13 protein-coding genes are annotated in these 16,183 nt (G+C 47.0%); 9 read left to right on the forward strand and 4 right to left on the reverse strand.

Annotated features, from left to right (window positions below; genetic code table 11):
• Positions 1–395: 395 nt before the first annotated feature.
• From P9L94_20570 to fba, 3 genes are all read right to left on the reverse strand, one after another.
• Positions 396–686: a nucleotidyltransferase family protein gene (locus tag P9L94_20570; protein MDP8246486.1), complete on the reverse strand. Its 291-nt coding sequence runs from the start codon at positions 684–686 to the stop codon at positions 396–398.
• 90 nt (positions 687–776) lie between these two features.
• Positions 777–2,864 carry a hypothetical protein gene (locus P9L94_20575; protein MDP8246487.1) on the reverse strand — a complete coding sequence of 696 codons (2,088 nt, stop codon included), beginning with the start codon at positions 2,862–2,864 and terminating at the stop codon, positions 777–779.
• Positions 2,865–2,978: 114 nt separating this feature from the next.
• On the reverse strand, positions 2,979–4,025 hold the full coding sequence (fba, locus tag P9L94_20580; GenBank protein MDP8246488.1) for a class II fructose-bisphosphate aldolase: 1,047 nt from the start codon (positions 4,023–4,025) through the stop codon (positions 2,979–2,981).
• 355 nt (positions 4,026–4,380) lie between these two features.
• On the opposite strand from fba, the gene P9L94_20585 reads away from it, so the two are divergent.
• The 6 genes from P9L94_20585 to P9L94_20610 all read left to right on the forward strand — a co-directional run bounded on the left by P9L94_20585 (position 4,381) and on the right by P9L94_20610 (position 10,093).
• Entirely contained in the window at positions 4,381–4,839 is a 459-nt protein-coding gene (locus P9L94_20585) for a hypothetical protein (GenBank protein ID MDP8246489.1), read from the forward strand.
• 79 nt (positions 4,840–4,918) lie between these two features.
• Positions 4,919–5,737 carry a hypothetical protein gene (locus P9L94_20590; GenBank protein ID MDP8246490.1) on the forward strand — a complete coding sequence of 273 codons (819 nt, stop codon included), beginning with the start codon at positions 4,919–4,921 and terminating at the stop codon, positions 5,735–5,737.
• Positions 5,738–5,960: 223 nt separating this feature from the next.
• Entirely contained in the window at positions 5,961–7,217 is a 1,257-nt protein-coding gene (locus tag P9L94_20595) for a hypothetical protein (GenBank protein MDP8246491.1), read from the forward strand.
• Positions 7,218–7,223: 6 nt separating this feature from the next.
• Positions 7,224–8,483 carry a diaminopimelate decarboxylase gene (gene lysA / locus P9L94_20600; protein ID MDP8246492.1) on the forward strand — a complete coding sequence of 420 codons (1,260 nt, stop codon included), beginning with the start codon at positions 7,224–7,226 and terminating at the stop codon, positions 8,481–8,483.
• Positions 8,484–8,494: 11 nt separating this feature from the next.
• On the forward strand, positions 8,495–8,851 hold the full coding sequence (locus tag P9L94_20605; GenBank protein ID MDP8246493.1) for a cupin domain-containing protein: 357 nt from the start codon (positions 8,495–8,497) through the stop codon (positions 8,849–8,851).
• A gap of 63 nt (positions 8,852–8,914) precedes the next feature.
• A complete protein-coding gene (locus P9L94_20610) occupies positions 8,915–10,093 on the forward strand; it encodes an LL-diaminopimelate aminotransferase (protein MDP8246494.1) in 1,179 nt (392 codons plus the stop codon).
• Here the strand turns inward: P9L94_20610 and P9L94_20615 are convergent.
• Positions 10,090–10,536 (reverse strand): hypothetical protein, encoded by a 447-nt coding sequence (locus P9L94_20615; protein ID MDP8246495.1) that lies wholly within the window; start codon positions 10,534–10,536, stop codon positions 10,090–10,092. The genes P9L94_20610 and P9L94_20615 overlap by 4 nt on opposite strands.
• A gap of 498 nt (positions 10,537–11,034) precedes the next feature.
• Between P9L94_20615 and glgP the strand changes: the two genes are divergently transcribed.
• From glgP to P9L94_20630, 3 genes are all read left to right on the forward strand, one after another.
• Positions 11,035–13,593: an alpha-glucan family phosphorylase gene (gene glgP / locus P9L94_20620; GenBank protein ID MDP8246496.1), complete on the forward strand. Its 2,559-nt coding sequence runs from the start codon at positions 11,035–11,037 to the stop codon at positions 13,591–13,593.
• Positions 13,594–13,657: 64 nt separating this feature from the next.
• Positions 13,658–15,157 carry a pyruvate kinase gene (gene pyk / locus P9L94_20625; protein ID MDP8246497.1) on the forward strand — a complete coding sequence of 500 codons (1,500 nt, stop codon included), beginning with the start codon at positions 13,658–13,660 and terminating at the stop codon, positions 15,155–15,157.
• A gap of 129 nt (positions 15,158–15,286) precedes the next feature.
• Positions 15,287–15,853 (forward strand): DUF2179 domain-containing protein, encoded by a 567-nt coding sequence (locus P9L94_20630; protein MDP8246498.1) that lies wholly within the window; start codon positions 15,287–15,289, stop codon positions 15,851–15,853.
• The last annotated feature ends 330 nt before the right edge of the window (positions 15,854–16,183 follow it).

Genomic DNA, 16,183 nt, shown 5'->3' on the forward strand with positions numbered 1-16,183 from the left:
TGGATATTATAACGTATCGTATATTACATTAAATACAAATTAGATTTTCGCAGTAGATTCCAATAATCAATTCAAAACTCCCAATATCTTCCGCTTCCATATTCTGCATCAAAAAACACATACATACAACTTAAGGGTGGCAAGGGCAGCCCTTGAGATATTGTTTGAATATATCGCTTCGTTTATGCTGTTTTGTGATCCCCCTGGCGCTACCGCGCCGTCCCCCCTTAAAAAAAGGGGGGCATAAACGCACAGCCTGCTCGCGAGCCTCGCCCTCCTCATAATTCGCTACAACGAGCACATGGCTGATTGATTCAGCATTTATGTATGTTGAAAGATTGCATGGTGGGCTGCTTTGCGAGCCCACCCTACCCGGCTTGCGCTTTTTAGAAGACTTAGAAGACATTGATTGCCTCAGAGAGAATATCGTCTTCTAATTCTTTGAGGATGGCTTTCTTAGAAACCAAATCGACAGGCTTTCCTAATAGTTCTTCCAGTCGCAATCGTACTCTCGAAAAATGCAACAATCCTATGGGACGATTAAATTCGACAAGAAGATCGACGTCGCTTTGCGCATGATCTTCATCCCGCACGGTTGAACCAAACAAGGCGAGAGAATGAACGCCTAATTCTGATAGTTCGTTCCGGTGATTGTTGAAGATTGAATGGATTGCTTCTCGGTTCATGGTCATTGATCCAGTTTTAGGGCTATATCTAATTATACATGCTTTTCATAACACAACTTGTTAGATTATATAATCGGTGGGTGTCGCGCGTTACGTTTCAATATGCACTTCAAACAGTCCCCATTGTTTTGAATTTCCTACGAGCCGGGTGAAGAGGCGCGGGTTGTTCTCCGCCCATAAAAGTTCGATGGGGGCGGGCAGAAAACACAGCAAGTGGGTCGCCTTCTGTTCAACAAGCGCGTCTAGCCACATCTCAAAATCAGGCTCCCTGATTTCCATAAAATAATTCTTACTATACGCTGGAACCACACCGCCCTTATCGGGAGAAATATACAGCAGCTGGTTTTCCAGACGCGCGCCGAAAAACGGGGCGAGGTAGGCGCCGTGGCTGATCTGTTCGGGGCCATAGGCGAATGCGATTGTCACGGGAGTTTGTTCTGCGTCTAACACCTCAAGCGCGGGCGCCCAATAGCGCGGGAACGTGTGCAGCGTTGTACATTCGCTATACGCAATCGTGCGGACCGAATTGCGGAATTGACCAATCGCTGCGACGCCAACCATACACAATATACAAATAATGACAATGCAAGTTGGCTTAGTAATCAGACGATAACTGAATGGAGTTGAAAGCAGAAAATAAATCAGCAATACAGCAATAATTGAAACATAAATCAGAGTGACTTCAATAGACTGCCCATTGAGAAAAAACGATTCAAAATAACCGTATATCGAAGTGGCGATACATAGTATCGAAACGGCTTCGACGGTTCTCTGTCCACGCTTGAATTGAGTGAATAGCGACAATCCCATTATCGACGGCAGGATCACAATCAGCGCGAGAAAGCGGGCGTTCCAGTCGGCCCATACCAGACGGATAACAGAGAACGATGGGAACAGATACAGCGCAATACATGCCACGATAAACCACAACCCTACTATATGCGCCAGGCGTCGTTTTATGATTGAAGTGATAACTCCTGCGAGTCCCAATAGCGCCAATAGAAGTGCCGGGCCAAAATGGATAATCGAGCGGTTAAAGGCGTCGAGTTCAACATCATAAACATAAGGCGTGATCTCAGGCCGGTCTAAAAACCATTCGAGGTTGGCGGGCGCTTTCCCCAAAACAATCGGCCCGATGTTGAATGCCGTCGAGCCTAAGGGATAGCCTGTTGTCATTAGATTGTGGAGAAGCCAGGGTGCAACGGGCGCTGCGAAAAGTAAGATGGAAATGAGATAAGTGACGTAGTTTCTTTTCCCTCTAACGTAAATCACGATTAGAGCGGGGAGCGTAAGAAGAAGCGCGATGGCGAAGATATTGATCTTGATGGATGATGCGATTCCTAACGCAGCAGCGGCTAGATAAAAGTCGTAGGTGTTCTCTGATTGATCGGCTCGCATAAGAAATAAGAATCCACATAACAAAAACGAATAGGCGGTGATTTCGACATAACCTGACCCCACCATTTCACTGAGAGGCGGGCAGCAAATCAGCGCAATGCTGACAAAGAATGAGGGGCGTTGAGAGACGCCAAACTGACGCAGCAAACAAAATGAAATCAGACCGAGCAACAACCATGACGCGATGTCTGGCATTGCGCTCAGTAAATCAGAATGGGTGAATAGCATCGACCAGGCAGTAAACACTTCGCCGCCGCCAAAGAACGATCGGTAATATTCCCAACCGCCGGGCGCGTCGAGCGTGTGCCAGCCGCCAGTTTGTACCCAAAGGCCTGCCTTGAGCGCGTGGTAAGTGAGCGTGTCCCAGCCGAGTAATGGCAGGCTTAACCCCCGCGCGAAAAATAATGCGCTCAACAATAAAAAGAAGCCGATGACTGTCCAGCCTGCGAGTCCCTGGCTTATTTGCGCGAGGGCATTTCGCGCAGAGGTGAAATCACGATACAGCGGTAGAAATAATCCTTCATTCGGCCATAAAAACAGGCGAGCTGAAATGATGGCGAACAGTCCAAAACACAATGCTGGAATTGGTTTAAATAGTCCAAGTGAAATTAATAAAGAAAAACCGATTGATAGCGACCAACTAAATATAACAAACGAAGCAACAAGGCGGATCGTGGGAGGAGAGTTCGACAGCCAACGCGAGCTAAGAGCATAAGAAACGAGCCATATCGAACCAAAGAAGGCAACCGTTAGGGCGATGTTGGCTAAGTCAATCAGCATAAAAATTCCGTATAGGTCAATTTTAATTTGGATACTGAATTTACCATTGCGCTTACCACAAAAAAAGGCCGCGCTCAATCGAACGCGGCCTTTTGGATGCTAAGCGGGTCGTACTTATTTGCCGCTTTTGTAGCTGGCAGCCATGTCAACCAATGTGACTTGTTTGATCTTGTCGGCGAAACCGGCTTGACCAAAAGCGATCATGCGCGCAACGCAAACTTCTTTCATCGCGGCGCGGGCTGGTCCAAGATAACCGCGTGGGTCGAATTCTTCCGGCTTTAATGAGAAGACCTTGCGAATCGCGCCAGTGATGGCGAGGCGGTTGTCTGTGTCGACGTTGATCTTGCGGACGCCTGATTTGATGCCGCGTTGAATCTCTTCAACAGGAACGCCGTAGGCTTTTTTGATTCCGCCGCCGTATTGGTTGATGAGGTCGACCAATTCTTCGGGGACCGAAGAGGAGCCGTGCATAACCAAGTGGGTGTTAGGCAGTTTGGCGTGGATTTCTTCGATGCGGCTCATGGCGAGAACTTCGCCAGTCGGTTTCTTGGTGAATTTGTAAGCGCCGTGGCTGGTGCCGATGGCGACTGCGAGGGCGTCAACGCCTGTCTTTTGGACGAAGTCAACTGCTTGGTCAGGATCGGTCAAGAGTTGTTCTTTGTCGAGCGTACCTTCGAATCCGTGGCCGTCTTCTTTGTCGCCTGTGCCGGTTTCGAGGCTGCCGAGGCATCCGAGTTCGCCTTCAACCGAGACGCCTTTGGCATGAGCGGCGTTGACGACGGCTGTGGTGGTATCGACGTTGTATTCGTAACTGGACGGGGTTTTGCCGTCGGCTTCGAGCGAGCCGTCCATCATGACGCTGGTGAAGTCATTGTCGATGGCTGACATGCAGGTTTCGGGGCTGTTGCCGTGATCCTGGTGCATGACGATAGGAATTTGTGGATTCAATTCGGCTGCGGCCATCATCAAGTGGCGCAGGTAATTGTCGTTGCTATATTTGCGGGCGCCGCGGCTGGCTTGGACGATAACCGGTGAATTGGTTTCAATCGCCGCTTCCATAATCGCCTGGATTTGCTCCATGTTATTGACGTTGAATGCGGCGACTCCATAGTTGTTTTCTGCTGCGTGGTCTAACAGCGTTCTCAGTGGGACTAATGGCATGGGGTTGCTCCTTTTATCTCTGGGTTGTTATTCCAAATGATGTCGCCGGTCCAAAATGAAACGACTCAATTGAATTCTATAGATTAAGTTTACTTCCTGTCTCTTGGTTTTCAAAGACTCGGCATATAGACAAATGATTCGAAAAGCATCTGGCTTCTGTCAGGATAGAAAAAAGTATCAATATTTCTTAATTTTGTTTTGCGTAAATTATTTATACAAGACGCCGATATTTAATCCTTAGCTGTTTACGCAGGAATATTTTTTTTGTAAATAATTCTTGACAACGCTTTTCTTCTGCGCTCATTTGGTGATGTTGGTTAATTAGCAGGGGATCTTTCAAAAGGGGGGAAGGCTTATGAAGACTAAGGTGATGCTCAGCGTTGCGGTTGTAGGATTACTATTGTTGCCGATGCTCGCAGCCGGAACTGGAGTTGTTGATGTTGGAAGGTTTATGGGGAAACAGTCTGTAGCAGCAAGTTGTAAACACTGTGTTGATGATTTCCTATTTGATACATATTCTTGCACATCCTGCAATATAGAAAACGCAGATTGTTATAAATTAATAGTAGCTGGTACGTACGCTTGCTGTACGAATACAGTAAAACCAAGATTATGTGAAGATATTTCTTACAATCCATCGGCTCCAAATGCTGTACTTTTTGCATGGGCTCAACCAAGCCAACCGTGCCGTCCAAGAGATCTTTGTCCTGATTGTCCCACAGGTGTATGCGTTCATGCTCCTCAGCCTTCTGAAGAATGTTTGCCAGCAGGTGAATCTCAATATGAAAATGGAACTACTTTCTGTGGAACTTAGTGCCTAACATTACATCTCGACACGATGTTTTTTTTTGATTGCGTAGACAAAAATCAGAATTTAAGAAAGAGGTGTTATTATGAACAGTATCACAATTTTCCGTGTTTTAGGATTGATAGCAATTTGCTTTTCATCTTTATGTTATTCAAATGAAATTGTAAGCAATGATAGTAAGTTAAATCTTGATGATTTGTTTCTTCACCCAGAATATGAAAAACTCAAAATTGAATATGATATCGAATGGACGTTAAAAGCTAGAGGAACCCAAAAATACAAACACATTATTAAAATTGATAATGGTGTTTGGATAAAAGAGATGATTGCTCCAGCAGGAGTAATTTTTGTTACGGATCAACACTTGGTTCAAACAGTTGACCTTAATAAAAAAGAATGGGAATTCAAATCCTTACTCCATCCAATTCCTGACGGTTTATCTGAAGACTTAGAAGAAAAACAATACCCTCGTTTCCCAATTAATGAAGAAACCCAAAACTCATTACAATTCATAGCAAAAAGCCCTATTACGGTTTCAGAACTTTTTGGCTTATCTGAGAAAATTCAAGTTTTTTACGGCGATGGTGAAGTCAGTTTGCAAGAAAGTTCCATAAACAATATGAACCAAGGTGTTTATTTTAATGAAACACTTCAACAAATTGTTGCGATTTTTAGCCATGATATGATGGGACGGCTAAAGAACGCAACATGTATCACACATTCCAAGCCAGTAACCCGTGAAATTATCTATGGTGATTATAAGGTTCAAGAGAGGGCTAGCATCATCTGCCCTGAAACAATCACGATGAAGACGTATTCCCATGTTGGAATACCTGAACGGGACGAGAGTAGTCTTGCTGAAGAAGCAATTCTGACAAACATTGTCGTAACAACTGATTTCTGAGTCTAACCACATCAAATAATAATCTGCAATCGCCTCTTTCGATGTTGAACGGGAGAGGCATTTTTGTGGAATTTTAGATGCAAAAACCGGTGAATTGGGATTTTGCAATAGCGAATGGGGGCGTTTGCGCTTATACTAGGGGCGATTACACCTTGTGAAACTCTGTTTTCGTTTGTATAACTCTATTAATTCAACTTAGACGATGCAGGTTGATTGATCTCTTATGGATTTTAATGTTTGCGCGGATATCGTTTCCAAAAGCCGGGGGGATGAGTATTCATTCACCACCGAACCGGTGCGGGTAAGTGAGGACAGCTACAAAATCCTCATGGAAGACCTCATCCGCGAAGCGCAGCGCCTGGCCGGCCTGATGTCGGTCTACATGGATGAGATCACCTTCGGTCATTCCATCTCACAAATCAAATTGATCGTCGTTTATGATTCTGAAACCTGCGACGAAAACAACCTGAAATTCGACCACGTTCTGAAGACGATCGGTACACGCAACATCGTCGATGAAGACATCATTTCCGTTGATTATAAACTCCTTGAGAATTCCCCTAAGTTTGATTGCCTTTTGCAGCCGCAATGGGTGATGGGCAAGAAACTCGATATCAAATATCCCTCGCAAGGCGAGATTCGCTTCTTCAATATCGCCCGCGTGCTTGATCTGCTTTGCAGCGGTTTTCTCTATGACTTCTTCCTATGGGAAGTCAATCGCGAAATCAATACCCGGGAAGCGTTATGGAAACTCAAACGCCTGCGCCGTCTGGTTGACCTCGCACAGGTCATTTTGCGCAAAGAAAAAGCGCCGCGTTGGGACGCCTACATGGAAACCGTTTACCGCATGTGCGATAACTGGTTTGACATGGGCATCGAACGCTATCGCTTATTGATGTGGTCGATCCGCGAAGGTCTCTGCATTCTGTTCGATCTTATTTCAGAACTCGCTGTCTATTTTGACCGCGCCCGTGTGGTCAATCTAAAACTCGACCAACAAGTGACCAACCCACACGCTTTGATCGTGACCGACAAAATCGCAACCCAGTTTGTGGACAACTGGAAAGCCGAAGACGCCTTCGAACGCATGATCTGGTGCTATGAAAAACTGGGGCAGTTTATTACCTTGCTGCCGTCGTCGTTCAGCCTTCAACTTTATGAATACAGCAAAGGGCACAACGCCATTAGCCGCTATATTAAGTCCTGCTTCCACGCCGAAGGCGTAAGCGGAAACATGGAGCGTTCGTATATATCCCTTGAACGCGCTAAAATCCTCAATCATTATCTCAAGTTCAAGATTCAATTGGGGCTTTCACTTGAAGATGACAACATTTTTCACTGCAATTTGAAAGAAGGCTCTACCTTCGCCAAGGCGGCCAACATGATGAACGTTCAAAAGAACAAGGTCCGCCTGAAACGAGTGCAGCGCATTCTCTCCGGCGAGGAAGACGCCTCCCCCGAATTGATTGACGAGGTTTAAACTCACATGACCGATTTTGAAACGAACTCCCGGTCTTTCGAGTACCGGGACGGTGAATTATTTGCGGAATCCGTGCCTTTGAAGGTGATTGCCGAAACCTATGGCACGCCCGTTTACGTTTATTCCAAAGAAGCCGTGCTTGACGCCTATACTGGATACCAAAATGGGTTGGAAGGCGTTCCACACCTGATCTGCTATGCGGTGAAAGCGAATGGCAACGTCGCTGTTATGAAAATGCTGGCGGAACGCGGCGCCGGAGCGGACCTGACCTCGGCTGGCGAGATGCATCTGGCGAAGACGGCGGGGATTCCACCCGAACGAATGGTATTTTCTGGCGTTGGTAAGACCGCCCAGGAAATCGAAAGCGCACTCGAACTCGGCGTGTTAATGTTTAATGTTGAATCCAGCGCTGAGTTGAATGTGATTGCCTCCGTCGCAAAGAAGATCGGCAAGACGGCGCATATTTCTGTTCGGGTCAATCCAAATGTTGACGCCAAGACTCACCCCAAAATCAGCACGGGCCTGAAAGAACATAAATTCGGCGTCCCCTGGGAAGAATGTCTAGCATTGTATGAACGCGCGGCTTCGCTAGATTCGATCAAAATTCGCGGCATCTCTGCGCACATCGGTTCATCCTTGCCTGATGCGCAACCTTTACTGGATGCGCTCGACAAGATTTTGTCCTTACACGCTCAATTGAAAGAGTGGGGAATTGAGGTCCCCTACGTCGATATTGGCGGTGGTTTAGGGATCCGCTATTCGCAAGAAACGCCGCTTTCGACAAAGGAATTTGCCCAGCGCTTAAAAGAAAAAATCAAAGATGCAGGCGTTACGCTAATTATTGAACCCGGTCGTTCGATTATGGGTAACGCAGGCATATTGTTGTGCGAAACGCAGTATGTAAAACGCACGGCGGACCGCACATTCGTCATCATCAACGCCGCGATGAATGACCTCGCTCGTCCCGCGATGTACGGCGCTCATCACAACATTTCGCCCATTTCAACAGGCAAGCCAATTGAAACCGTTGATGTGGTTGGGCCGATATGCGAGTCGAGCGACGTATTCGGCAAAGGCCTTTCGCTGCCGCAATGCGAACCGAACGATTTGCTGGCGATTTGTTCGGCGGGCGCGTATGGATTTTCGATGGCGTCGCAGTACAATGGCCGGGTTCGGTGCGCGGAAGTGCTTGTCGATGGGGATACGCACAGATTGGTGCGCCGTCGTGAAGAACTCGACGAACTGACGCGCCTTCAAGTCTATTAACAGGAACGATTATGAAAAAGTTAGATTCCAATGAAATTCCCTGGTCACTGGGCGACTCCGGCGTCAAATATATTGTGCAAGGTCCTGATGTTGAGTGGGGCGTATTGAAAATGAAGCCGGGGCAGTCGTCAAAAAACTATGGGCTTCATATTCACCATGTGGTTGTCGAGTCCTTTTATATCATCGAAGGAACTCCCAAAATTGTCGTCGAAGGCGTCGAACACCGACTGAAACCCGGTATGACCTTAACGGTTGAACCTCACGATCATCACAACGTCGTCAATGATACCGAGCAGGACATGGTGGCGCTGTTTATCAAAAGCCCGTACATGCCGGAAGATCGCCATCTTGTCGAAGAGAGACCGTAAGTTTGAAAGCGGCGTCCCCCAAAAAAAAAGTTAAACTAAATTCTAGATAATGGAGCGTAAGTGATGGAAATCAAGGGTTCAGAAAGATTGAAAAAACTTCCTGTGTATTTGTTCGACGCTTTAGATGCGATGAAGGCGGAAGAACAAGCCAAAGGCGTTGATGTGATTGATTTAGGTGTTGGCGACCCTGACCGCCCCACGCCAAAATACATCATTGACGCGATGAAACAGGCGGTTGACGACCCTGCAAACCATCACTACCCCTCATTTAAAGGTTCGCCAGGTTACCGTAAAGCGGTCGCGACTTGGTACAAAAGCAATTTCAATGTTGATCTTGATCCCGATAAAGAAGCGCTGCTTTGCATCGGCAGCAAACGCGGCGCGGCTGACCTTCCGATGGCGCTTTGTAACCCGGGCGATGTGGTGTTGATTCCCGACCCCTGCTACACGGCGTATATCCCTGGAATTCAATTTGCAGGCGCGGAAGTCCAATTCATGCCGCTTTTGGAAGAGAACAACTTCCTGCCGGATTTGGATGCAGTTCCAGAAGAGATTTGCCAGCGCGCGAAATTGATGATTTTGAATTTTCCCGGCAACCCGACCGCTGCATTGGCGCCGCTGTCTTACTTTGAGAAAGTAGTCGCGTTCGCGAAGAAGCACAACATTGTTGTCGCGCATGATGGTCCCTATTCAGAAGCCGTATACGATGGACAGCGCCAGCCTTCATTTTTAGAAGCGCCCGGCGCGAAAGAAGTGGGAATCGAGTTTCATTCGCTCTCCAAAGTATTCAACATGAGTGGTTGGCGCTTGGCCCATGCCGTCGGAAACACAACCGTACTCGCTCATCTTGCCAAGGTCCGTTCCAATGTCGATATGGGCGCGTTTATGCCGCTGCAACACGCGGGTATCGCAGCATTGACCGGCAACATGGATTTCACCCGTGAAATGACCGCTGTTTATCAACGCAGACGCGATGTTCTCATCGACGGCCTCAATTCATTGGGATGGAACATGCGCAAACCGCCTGCAACTTTTTTCATTTGGTCGAAAGTACCCGTCGATGGCGTCTCATCCGGCGAGTTTGCCGAAAGCGTTTTACGCAAAGCTGGCGTATTGATTACGCCAGGACGCGGCTTCGGTGAAAAGGGCGAAGGGTATATCCGCATCGCTTTGACGGTCGAAGAGGATGTGTGTTTAAAAGTAGTCGAGAAACTGAAAACAGCAGGGTTTGTGTATTCTTAAATGTTTGCCGCTGCAACCAATGTTTTTGCGTCGCCAGCGCTATCTTCAATTTCTTCGTTAGCATCAATCAGTTCGGCGTAGTATGTTTTTAACCGAATCTCATAGATCAGGTTGATGAATTTTTGTTTTGCTTTCGAGGAGCCAGCGCTGGCGAGAATGCGTTCGATTTCCTGAATGGCCATTTGGTCGAATGTTTTCACTGACATCAAAATGTCTAACGGTTCTTGCATCGCATACCGCTTTACCATATCAACCAGCGTACTTTCGCCTTCTTCACCCAAGCCCAGGCTCTGCAGCTCATTTTTAAACTCTTCTAACTTTTTAAATCGTTTAAAGAAATAATAAATAACGGAAATAATGACCAACAAAATCAAAACCGTTATCGCAATATAGAGGTAGGGGCCCCATACAACGGGAGTATTGTTAAAAAATTCCTGGTTCATAAATTGGCCTTAATTTGAAAGGAATGGGCTATACTGATAACTTAAATTCTTCGCGGATTGTGTCTAAACCAACTCGAATATATTCATGGCATCCGCTCCAGAACACACATAGTCAAGACAATGAAAAAATTGAATAGATCATTATCAAAAAAAATATAAAAAAGTCAAGGCAATAAATATCATTAAAATGAAGGAAAACAGGCGATCTTCTATTGGTTTTGCATCGTATCATTGTATATAGAAGGAGTGCTCCTTGTTGAATTTAGGATCAATGGAGACACAGAAAATCTTATTATATATGACCAAGTGTCTGAATTTAATCAGCCGCTCGCTGGCGCTTTGAGACTTTTTTAGATAAACCCTTTAATTAACCCCTTTTAGCTTCGCAAATAGGGAACTACATTTAGGTATCTTATTTGCTTAGAATAAATTGATACATCGTCGCTGTTAGACGACTTAGCCGTATACTCTCCCTCTTGGAGGACTTCTGTGACTGATATGAACATTCGTCCCTTTTACGTGGCTCCCATTCTGCCAAAAGAACTCACTGCACTCAGAGAAATTGCAATGAACCTTTGGTATTCGTGGAATTGGGAAGCCGTTCGCCTGTTTATTATGATTGATCGCGATATATGGGAGGAATCATATCAAAACCCTGTTGCGATGTTGGGCCGGGTTCCTCAATCACGTTTGAAAGAACTTGCGCTTGACGATGGGTTTGTTGCAAATGTTGAACGGGTTCATCTCAATTTAAAAAATTATGTTGCGCGATTGAAATGGTTTGAGCGCAACTATGGCGACGAAAAAGACCTATCCGTTGCTTATTTTTCCTGCGAATTTGGCCTGGACGAGGGGTTGCCCGTCTACTCGGGCGGTTTGGGCGTCTTGGCTGGCGACCATTTAAAAAGCGCTACCGATTTGGGGATTCCGCTTGTTGGAGTCGGACTTTTGTATCGCCAGGGATATTTCCGTCAGCGCTTAAACGCTGATGGTTGGCAAATGGAAGAATACCCGGAAAACGACTGGTACAACATGCCGGTTGCGCTCGAACGAGATGAGAGCGGCGCTCCGATCAAAGTCTCAATGGAGATGGCGGGCGTCACCGTCAAAGCGCAAATTTGGCGCGTACAGGTTGGCAATATCCGCTTGTATTTGCTGGATACCAATTTTGACGAAAATCCGCCGGAAGCGAGAGAAATTACTACGCAGCTTTATGGTGGAAACCGTGATATGCGCTTGCGCCAAGAATTATTGCTTGGCATCGGCGGCGTACGCGCGTTGGATGCGCTCAATATCAAGCCGACTGTATACCACATTAACGAAGGGCACTCTGCGTTTCAGATTCTTGAACGAATCGCCAATATGATGGAACGCGAAGGAATGACGTTTGATGAAGCCAAAGAAATTATCTGGGCGACAAACGTATTCACAACTCACACGCCCGTGCCCGCTGGTAACGAGCAATTTCAATCAGACTTGCTGAAAAAATATCTCCCCCCGATTGTGAGCCGCTTAAAAATGTCGTGGGAAGATTTTATCCGAATGGGGCGCATCAACCCGGGGGATGAAGGCGAGCTGTTTGGCATGACGGTCTTGGCGTTGCGTCTTTCGGCGTTTTGTAATGGAGTCGCGGCTTTGCACGGGGTCGTGTCAAGAAAAATGTGGCAGGGAATCTGGAAAGACTTAAAAGACCCCAATGAAGTACCCATTAAACATATCACCAACGGCATCCATACTCGCTCTTGGCTAAGCCATGATTACGGCGATTTGTTTGAGTCGTATCTTGGGCCGCGTTTCGCCCAGAACCCGTGGGAATTTAACGTGTGGGACCGCGTAGACCGCATTCCTGACATTGAACTCTGGCGAACGCACCAGCGCCGCCGCGAAAGACTCGTATTTTTTGCGCGCCAGCGTCTTAAAGAACAATTGAAACGTCGCGGCGCCCAGATGTTTGAAATTACAGCGGCGGATGAAGCGCTCAGTCCACACGCGCTTACTATCGGTTTCGCGCGGCGGTTTGCGACTTACAAGCGGGCGAATCTCTTGTTTAGCGACTTGAACCGCTTGAAAAAATTGCTCAAAAACGTCGACCGTCCGATTCAGTTTATTCTGGCGGGAAAAGCGCATCCCCAAGATACGCCTGCGAAAGAGATTATTAAAGAAATCATTCATACCATGCGAGAACCGGAGTTTCGTTGTAGTTTTGTCTTCATCGAAGATTACGACATCAACGTGGCGAGATACCTGGTTCAAGGGTGTGATGTTTGGCTGAATAACCCCCGGCGCCCTCAGGAAGCGTCTGGAACCAGCGGGATGAAGGCTGCTGCGAATGGCGCGCTCAATTTAAGCATACTCGATGGCTGGTGGGATGAAGCTTTTAACTCCGAAGTCGGTTGGGCGATTGGCAACCCGCAAGAATATGACGACACGGAAATGCAAGATGAAGTCGAAGCGCAAGCGTTGTTTGATTGTCTTGAGCATGATGTGATTCCTCTGTTTTATCACCGCGACAACGCTGAACTGCCGCGTGAGTGGATTCACAAAATGAAGTGTTCGATGAAAATGTTAGGGCGTCAGTTTAATACGCACCGAATGTTAGAAGAATATACTGAAACGCAATATCTGCCGGCCATGCGCGCCGGGAAAAAACTAATCGCAAACCAATATCAACCGGGAAAAGATTTGGCTAAATGGCGCCAAATGATTCGTTCCAACTGGAATGACGTCGTCATCACGGACGTGAAAACGACCTTGCCTGGCGGCGACATGTTGGTTGGCGATAAAATGTCGATTCAGGTGAAAGCGCGCTTGGGCAGCATTGACCCGAATAATGTCGCAGTAGAATGCCTGATCGGACGGTTAGATTCTAAAGGGAAAATCATAAAGCCTTCGATTCTTCGTTTGGACTACGAAAGCGCTCAACCTGACGGCGAACATCTGTTTAACGCTGAATATAGTTGTATGGAAAGCGGGCGGCATGGCTATACGGTCCGTATCCGCGCCTACAACCAGAATTTGGTGAGAGACTATTCGCCGGATTATGTTGTTTGGGGATGATCGACTGAAGCCAATCGTTCTAAGAAGAATTGCAATTTGAATTTGAAATTGGAAGCCAACATCAATGAATGATGAAATAAGTTCAGTCCTGTCAAATTCTGGTGGTTCTTCGAGCCAGACGAAGTCTACCAAATGCACCAAAGTTTTATGTACGATTGGCCCTGCCAGCCAAGCGCCTGAAACGGTGAAGCAATTGATCGACGCCGGGATGAACGCGGCCCGAATTAACACAAGCCACGGTGAATTTGAACAATACCGTACGATTATCCAGACCATTCGAGGGATTGCCAACATTCCGATTGTGATGGATACGCAAGGGCCGAAAATTCGTCTGCGAATGGCGAGCGACGTTCAGCTTGATGTTGGCGATGAAATCGTTGCTGGATTCACGCCGCAAGACGAAGCCTTTCTTGATGCGCCAGTGTATGAGTACCTGCAAGAAGGCGACCGCGCCATGATTGATGACGGCGCCTTTGAAGCGATTATCGTGAACAAAAGCGATAACCATGTTCGCTTGAAATTTTCGAATGGTGGTTTTTTGGTTGGCGGCAAGGCGGTGAATTTTCCCAACCGTCCTTTGCCGCTAGACCCGTTGACCGAGAAAGACAAAAAAAGTTTGGTTTTTGCTACAGAAAACGGGGTCGATTTTATTGCGCTCTCGTTTACGCGAAACCGTTCTGACGTGGCCGCCGCGCGTGAATTTTTGAAAGATTCTCAAGTTAAGATCATTGCAAAAATTGAGAACCAGGAAGGCGTCGATAATATTGATGAGATTATCGACGTCGTTGACGGGGTGATGGTCGCTCGCGGCGACTTGGGCGTTGAACTCGCGGCGGAAGAAGTGCCGATCGTCCAAAAGCGCTTAATCAAAAAATGCAATCGCGCCGGGAAACTCGTGATTACAGCAACGCAAATGCTGCAATCAATGGTCCGGCAGCCGCGCCCAACGCGTGCGGAAATCTCAGACGTGGCCAACGCGATTTTAGACGGGTCGGATGTGGTCATGCTGAGCGGCGAGACCGCAACCGGAGATTATCCCGTTGAGGCGGTGGAAATGATGAACCGAATTGCGCTCTATTCGGAGCAGTTCGTCGTTTCGGAACCGTTTTATTCAAAGACGGCGGAAGTGGAACGCGCGATTTGCGATTCGATCAAAAGCCTTTGTGAAACCGCCGGGGTTACCAAAATTGTTTCGGTAACCCGGCGAGGCTTCACGGCAAAAATGATTTCGCGTCTGCGTTTGAAGCAAGAGATTCTCGCGCTGACTTCCAGCGAAGAGGCCTTTCGCGAGTTGCACATGTATTATGGCGTGTCGCCGGTGATGTGCGCCAATATTGCCTTCTCAATCCGAACCATTACAGCGGGCTTGTATTTGTATGGAAAAGGTTGGATCCAAGAAGACGACCTGGTCCTCTATGCGTCCGCTGAATATCACCCACGCGACCGCCGCACCAATACGCTCCAGATTATCCGCATGAAAGATTTGATGGCCTACCATGATGAGTTTGAAAATGATCTGCCGCTAAAGATTGCTGAAATCGATCATCCCCAAAAAACCAAATAGCGATTGGTTCTCAAGCATAATAAATCGCTGTCTCGCGTCATACTCTGCTTGGCCTCAAACCTGCATCACCTACAATAATGCTTTATTGGCTGCACCTATCATCTATATCTATAAATTAAGGACGCGCTCATGGAATGGCTGCACTCATTTACACCGGATTTTTTTGAACCTTATTTACTGCCGGTTTTCATTTTTTTAGCACGGATCACTGATGTGACGATTGGGACATTGCGCATCGTGTTTTTGACGCAAGGCAGAAAAAAATTGGCAACGCTGCTGGGGCTGGCGGAAGTCACCGTTTGGTTGTTGGCGGTGAGTTCGGTCATTCAAAACGTATCCGGGCCGCTTAATTTTATTGCGTACGTCGCCGGGTATTCAACCGGCAGTTATTTAGGAATGACGATTGTCGAACGCTTAGCGCTTGGTAATATCATTCTCCGTCTGGTGACGCGCAAAGACGCGACCGCGCTAATCGACCATTTGTATCGGCATAATTATGGCTTGACTGTTGTGGATGCAACCGGACGTGAAGGGCATGTGCAAATTTTATTTATGGTGATTAAGCGCCGCGAATTAGATGAGATGGTACAAATCATTCATCAATATAATCCCAACGCCTTTTTCTCTATCGAAGACGTTCAGCGCGTACATGACGGCAGCCTTCCTTATGTCGGCGCCCCCGTGATGCGAAGGTGAAAGCATTTGCTATTTAGACTCGCAATCAATTGAGCGAATGCTGTTTCGTTGATTACGCGTGCGTTTAAAATACTGATACAATACAAAAAAGGTTCATCCGGTAAGTGAGTACCTACATTGATGGATGGTCATGATTTTGATTACGAAAACATATCCCGGTGTATCAAAAATTGACAAACCAATTCAGGCATGGGTTCAACTCTGGGAGCGCCTGTGCATAAGGGCCTGAAAGCCCGCACTGAAGCGAGCAGAGTTGTACCCATGCCATACACAGCGAAAGATTAAGTATTGATGAAGAGGCTTCTATAAATCTCAATTCTATTTGTGAAA

The organism is Candidatus Hinthialibacter antarcticus (assembly GCA_030765645.1).
Classification (GTDB): Bacteria; Hinthialibacterota; Hinthialibacteria; order Hinthialibacterales; family Hinthialibacteraceae; genus Hinthialibacter; species Hinthialibacter antarcticus.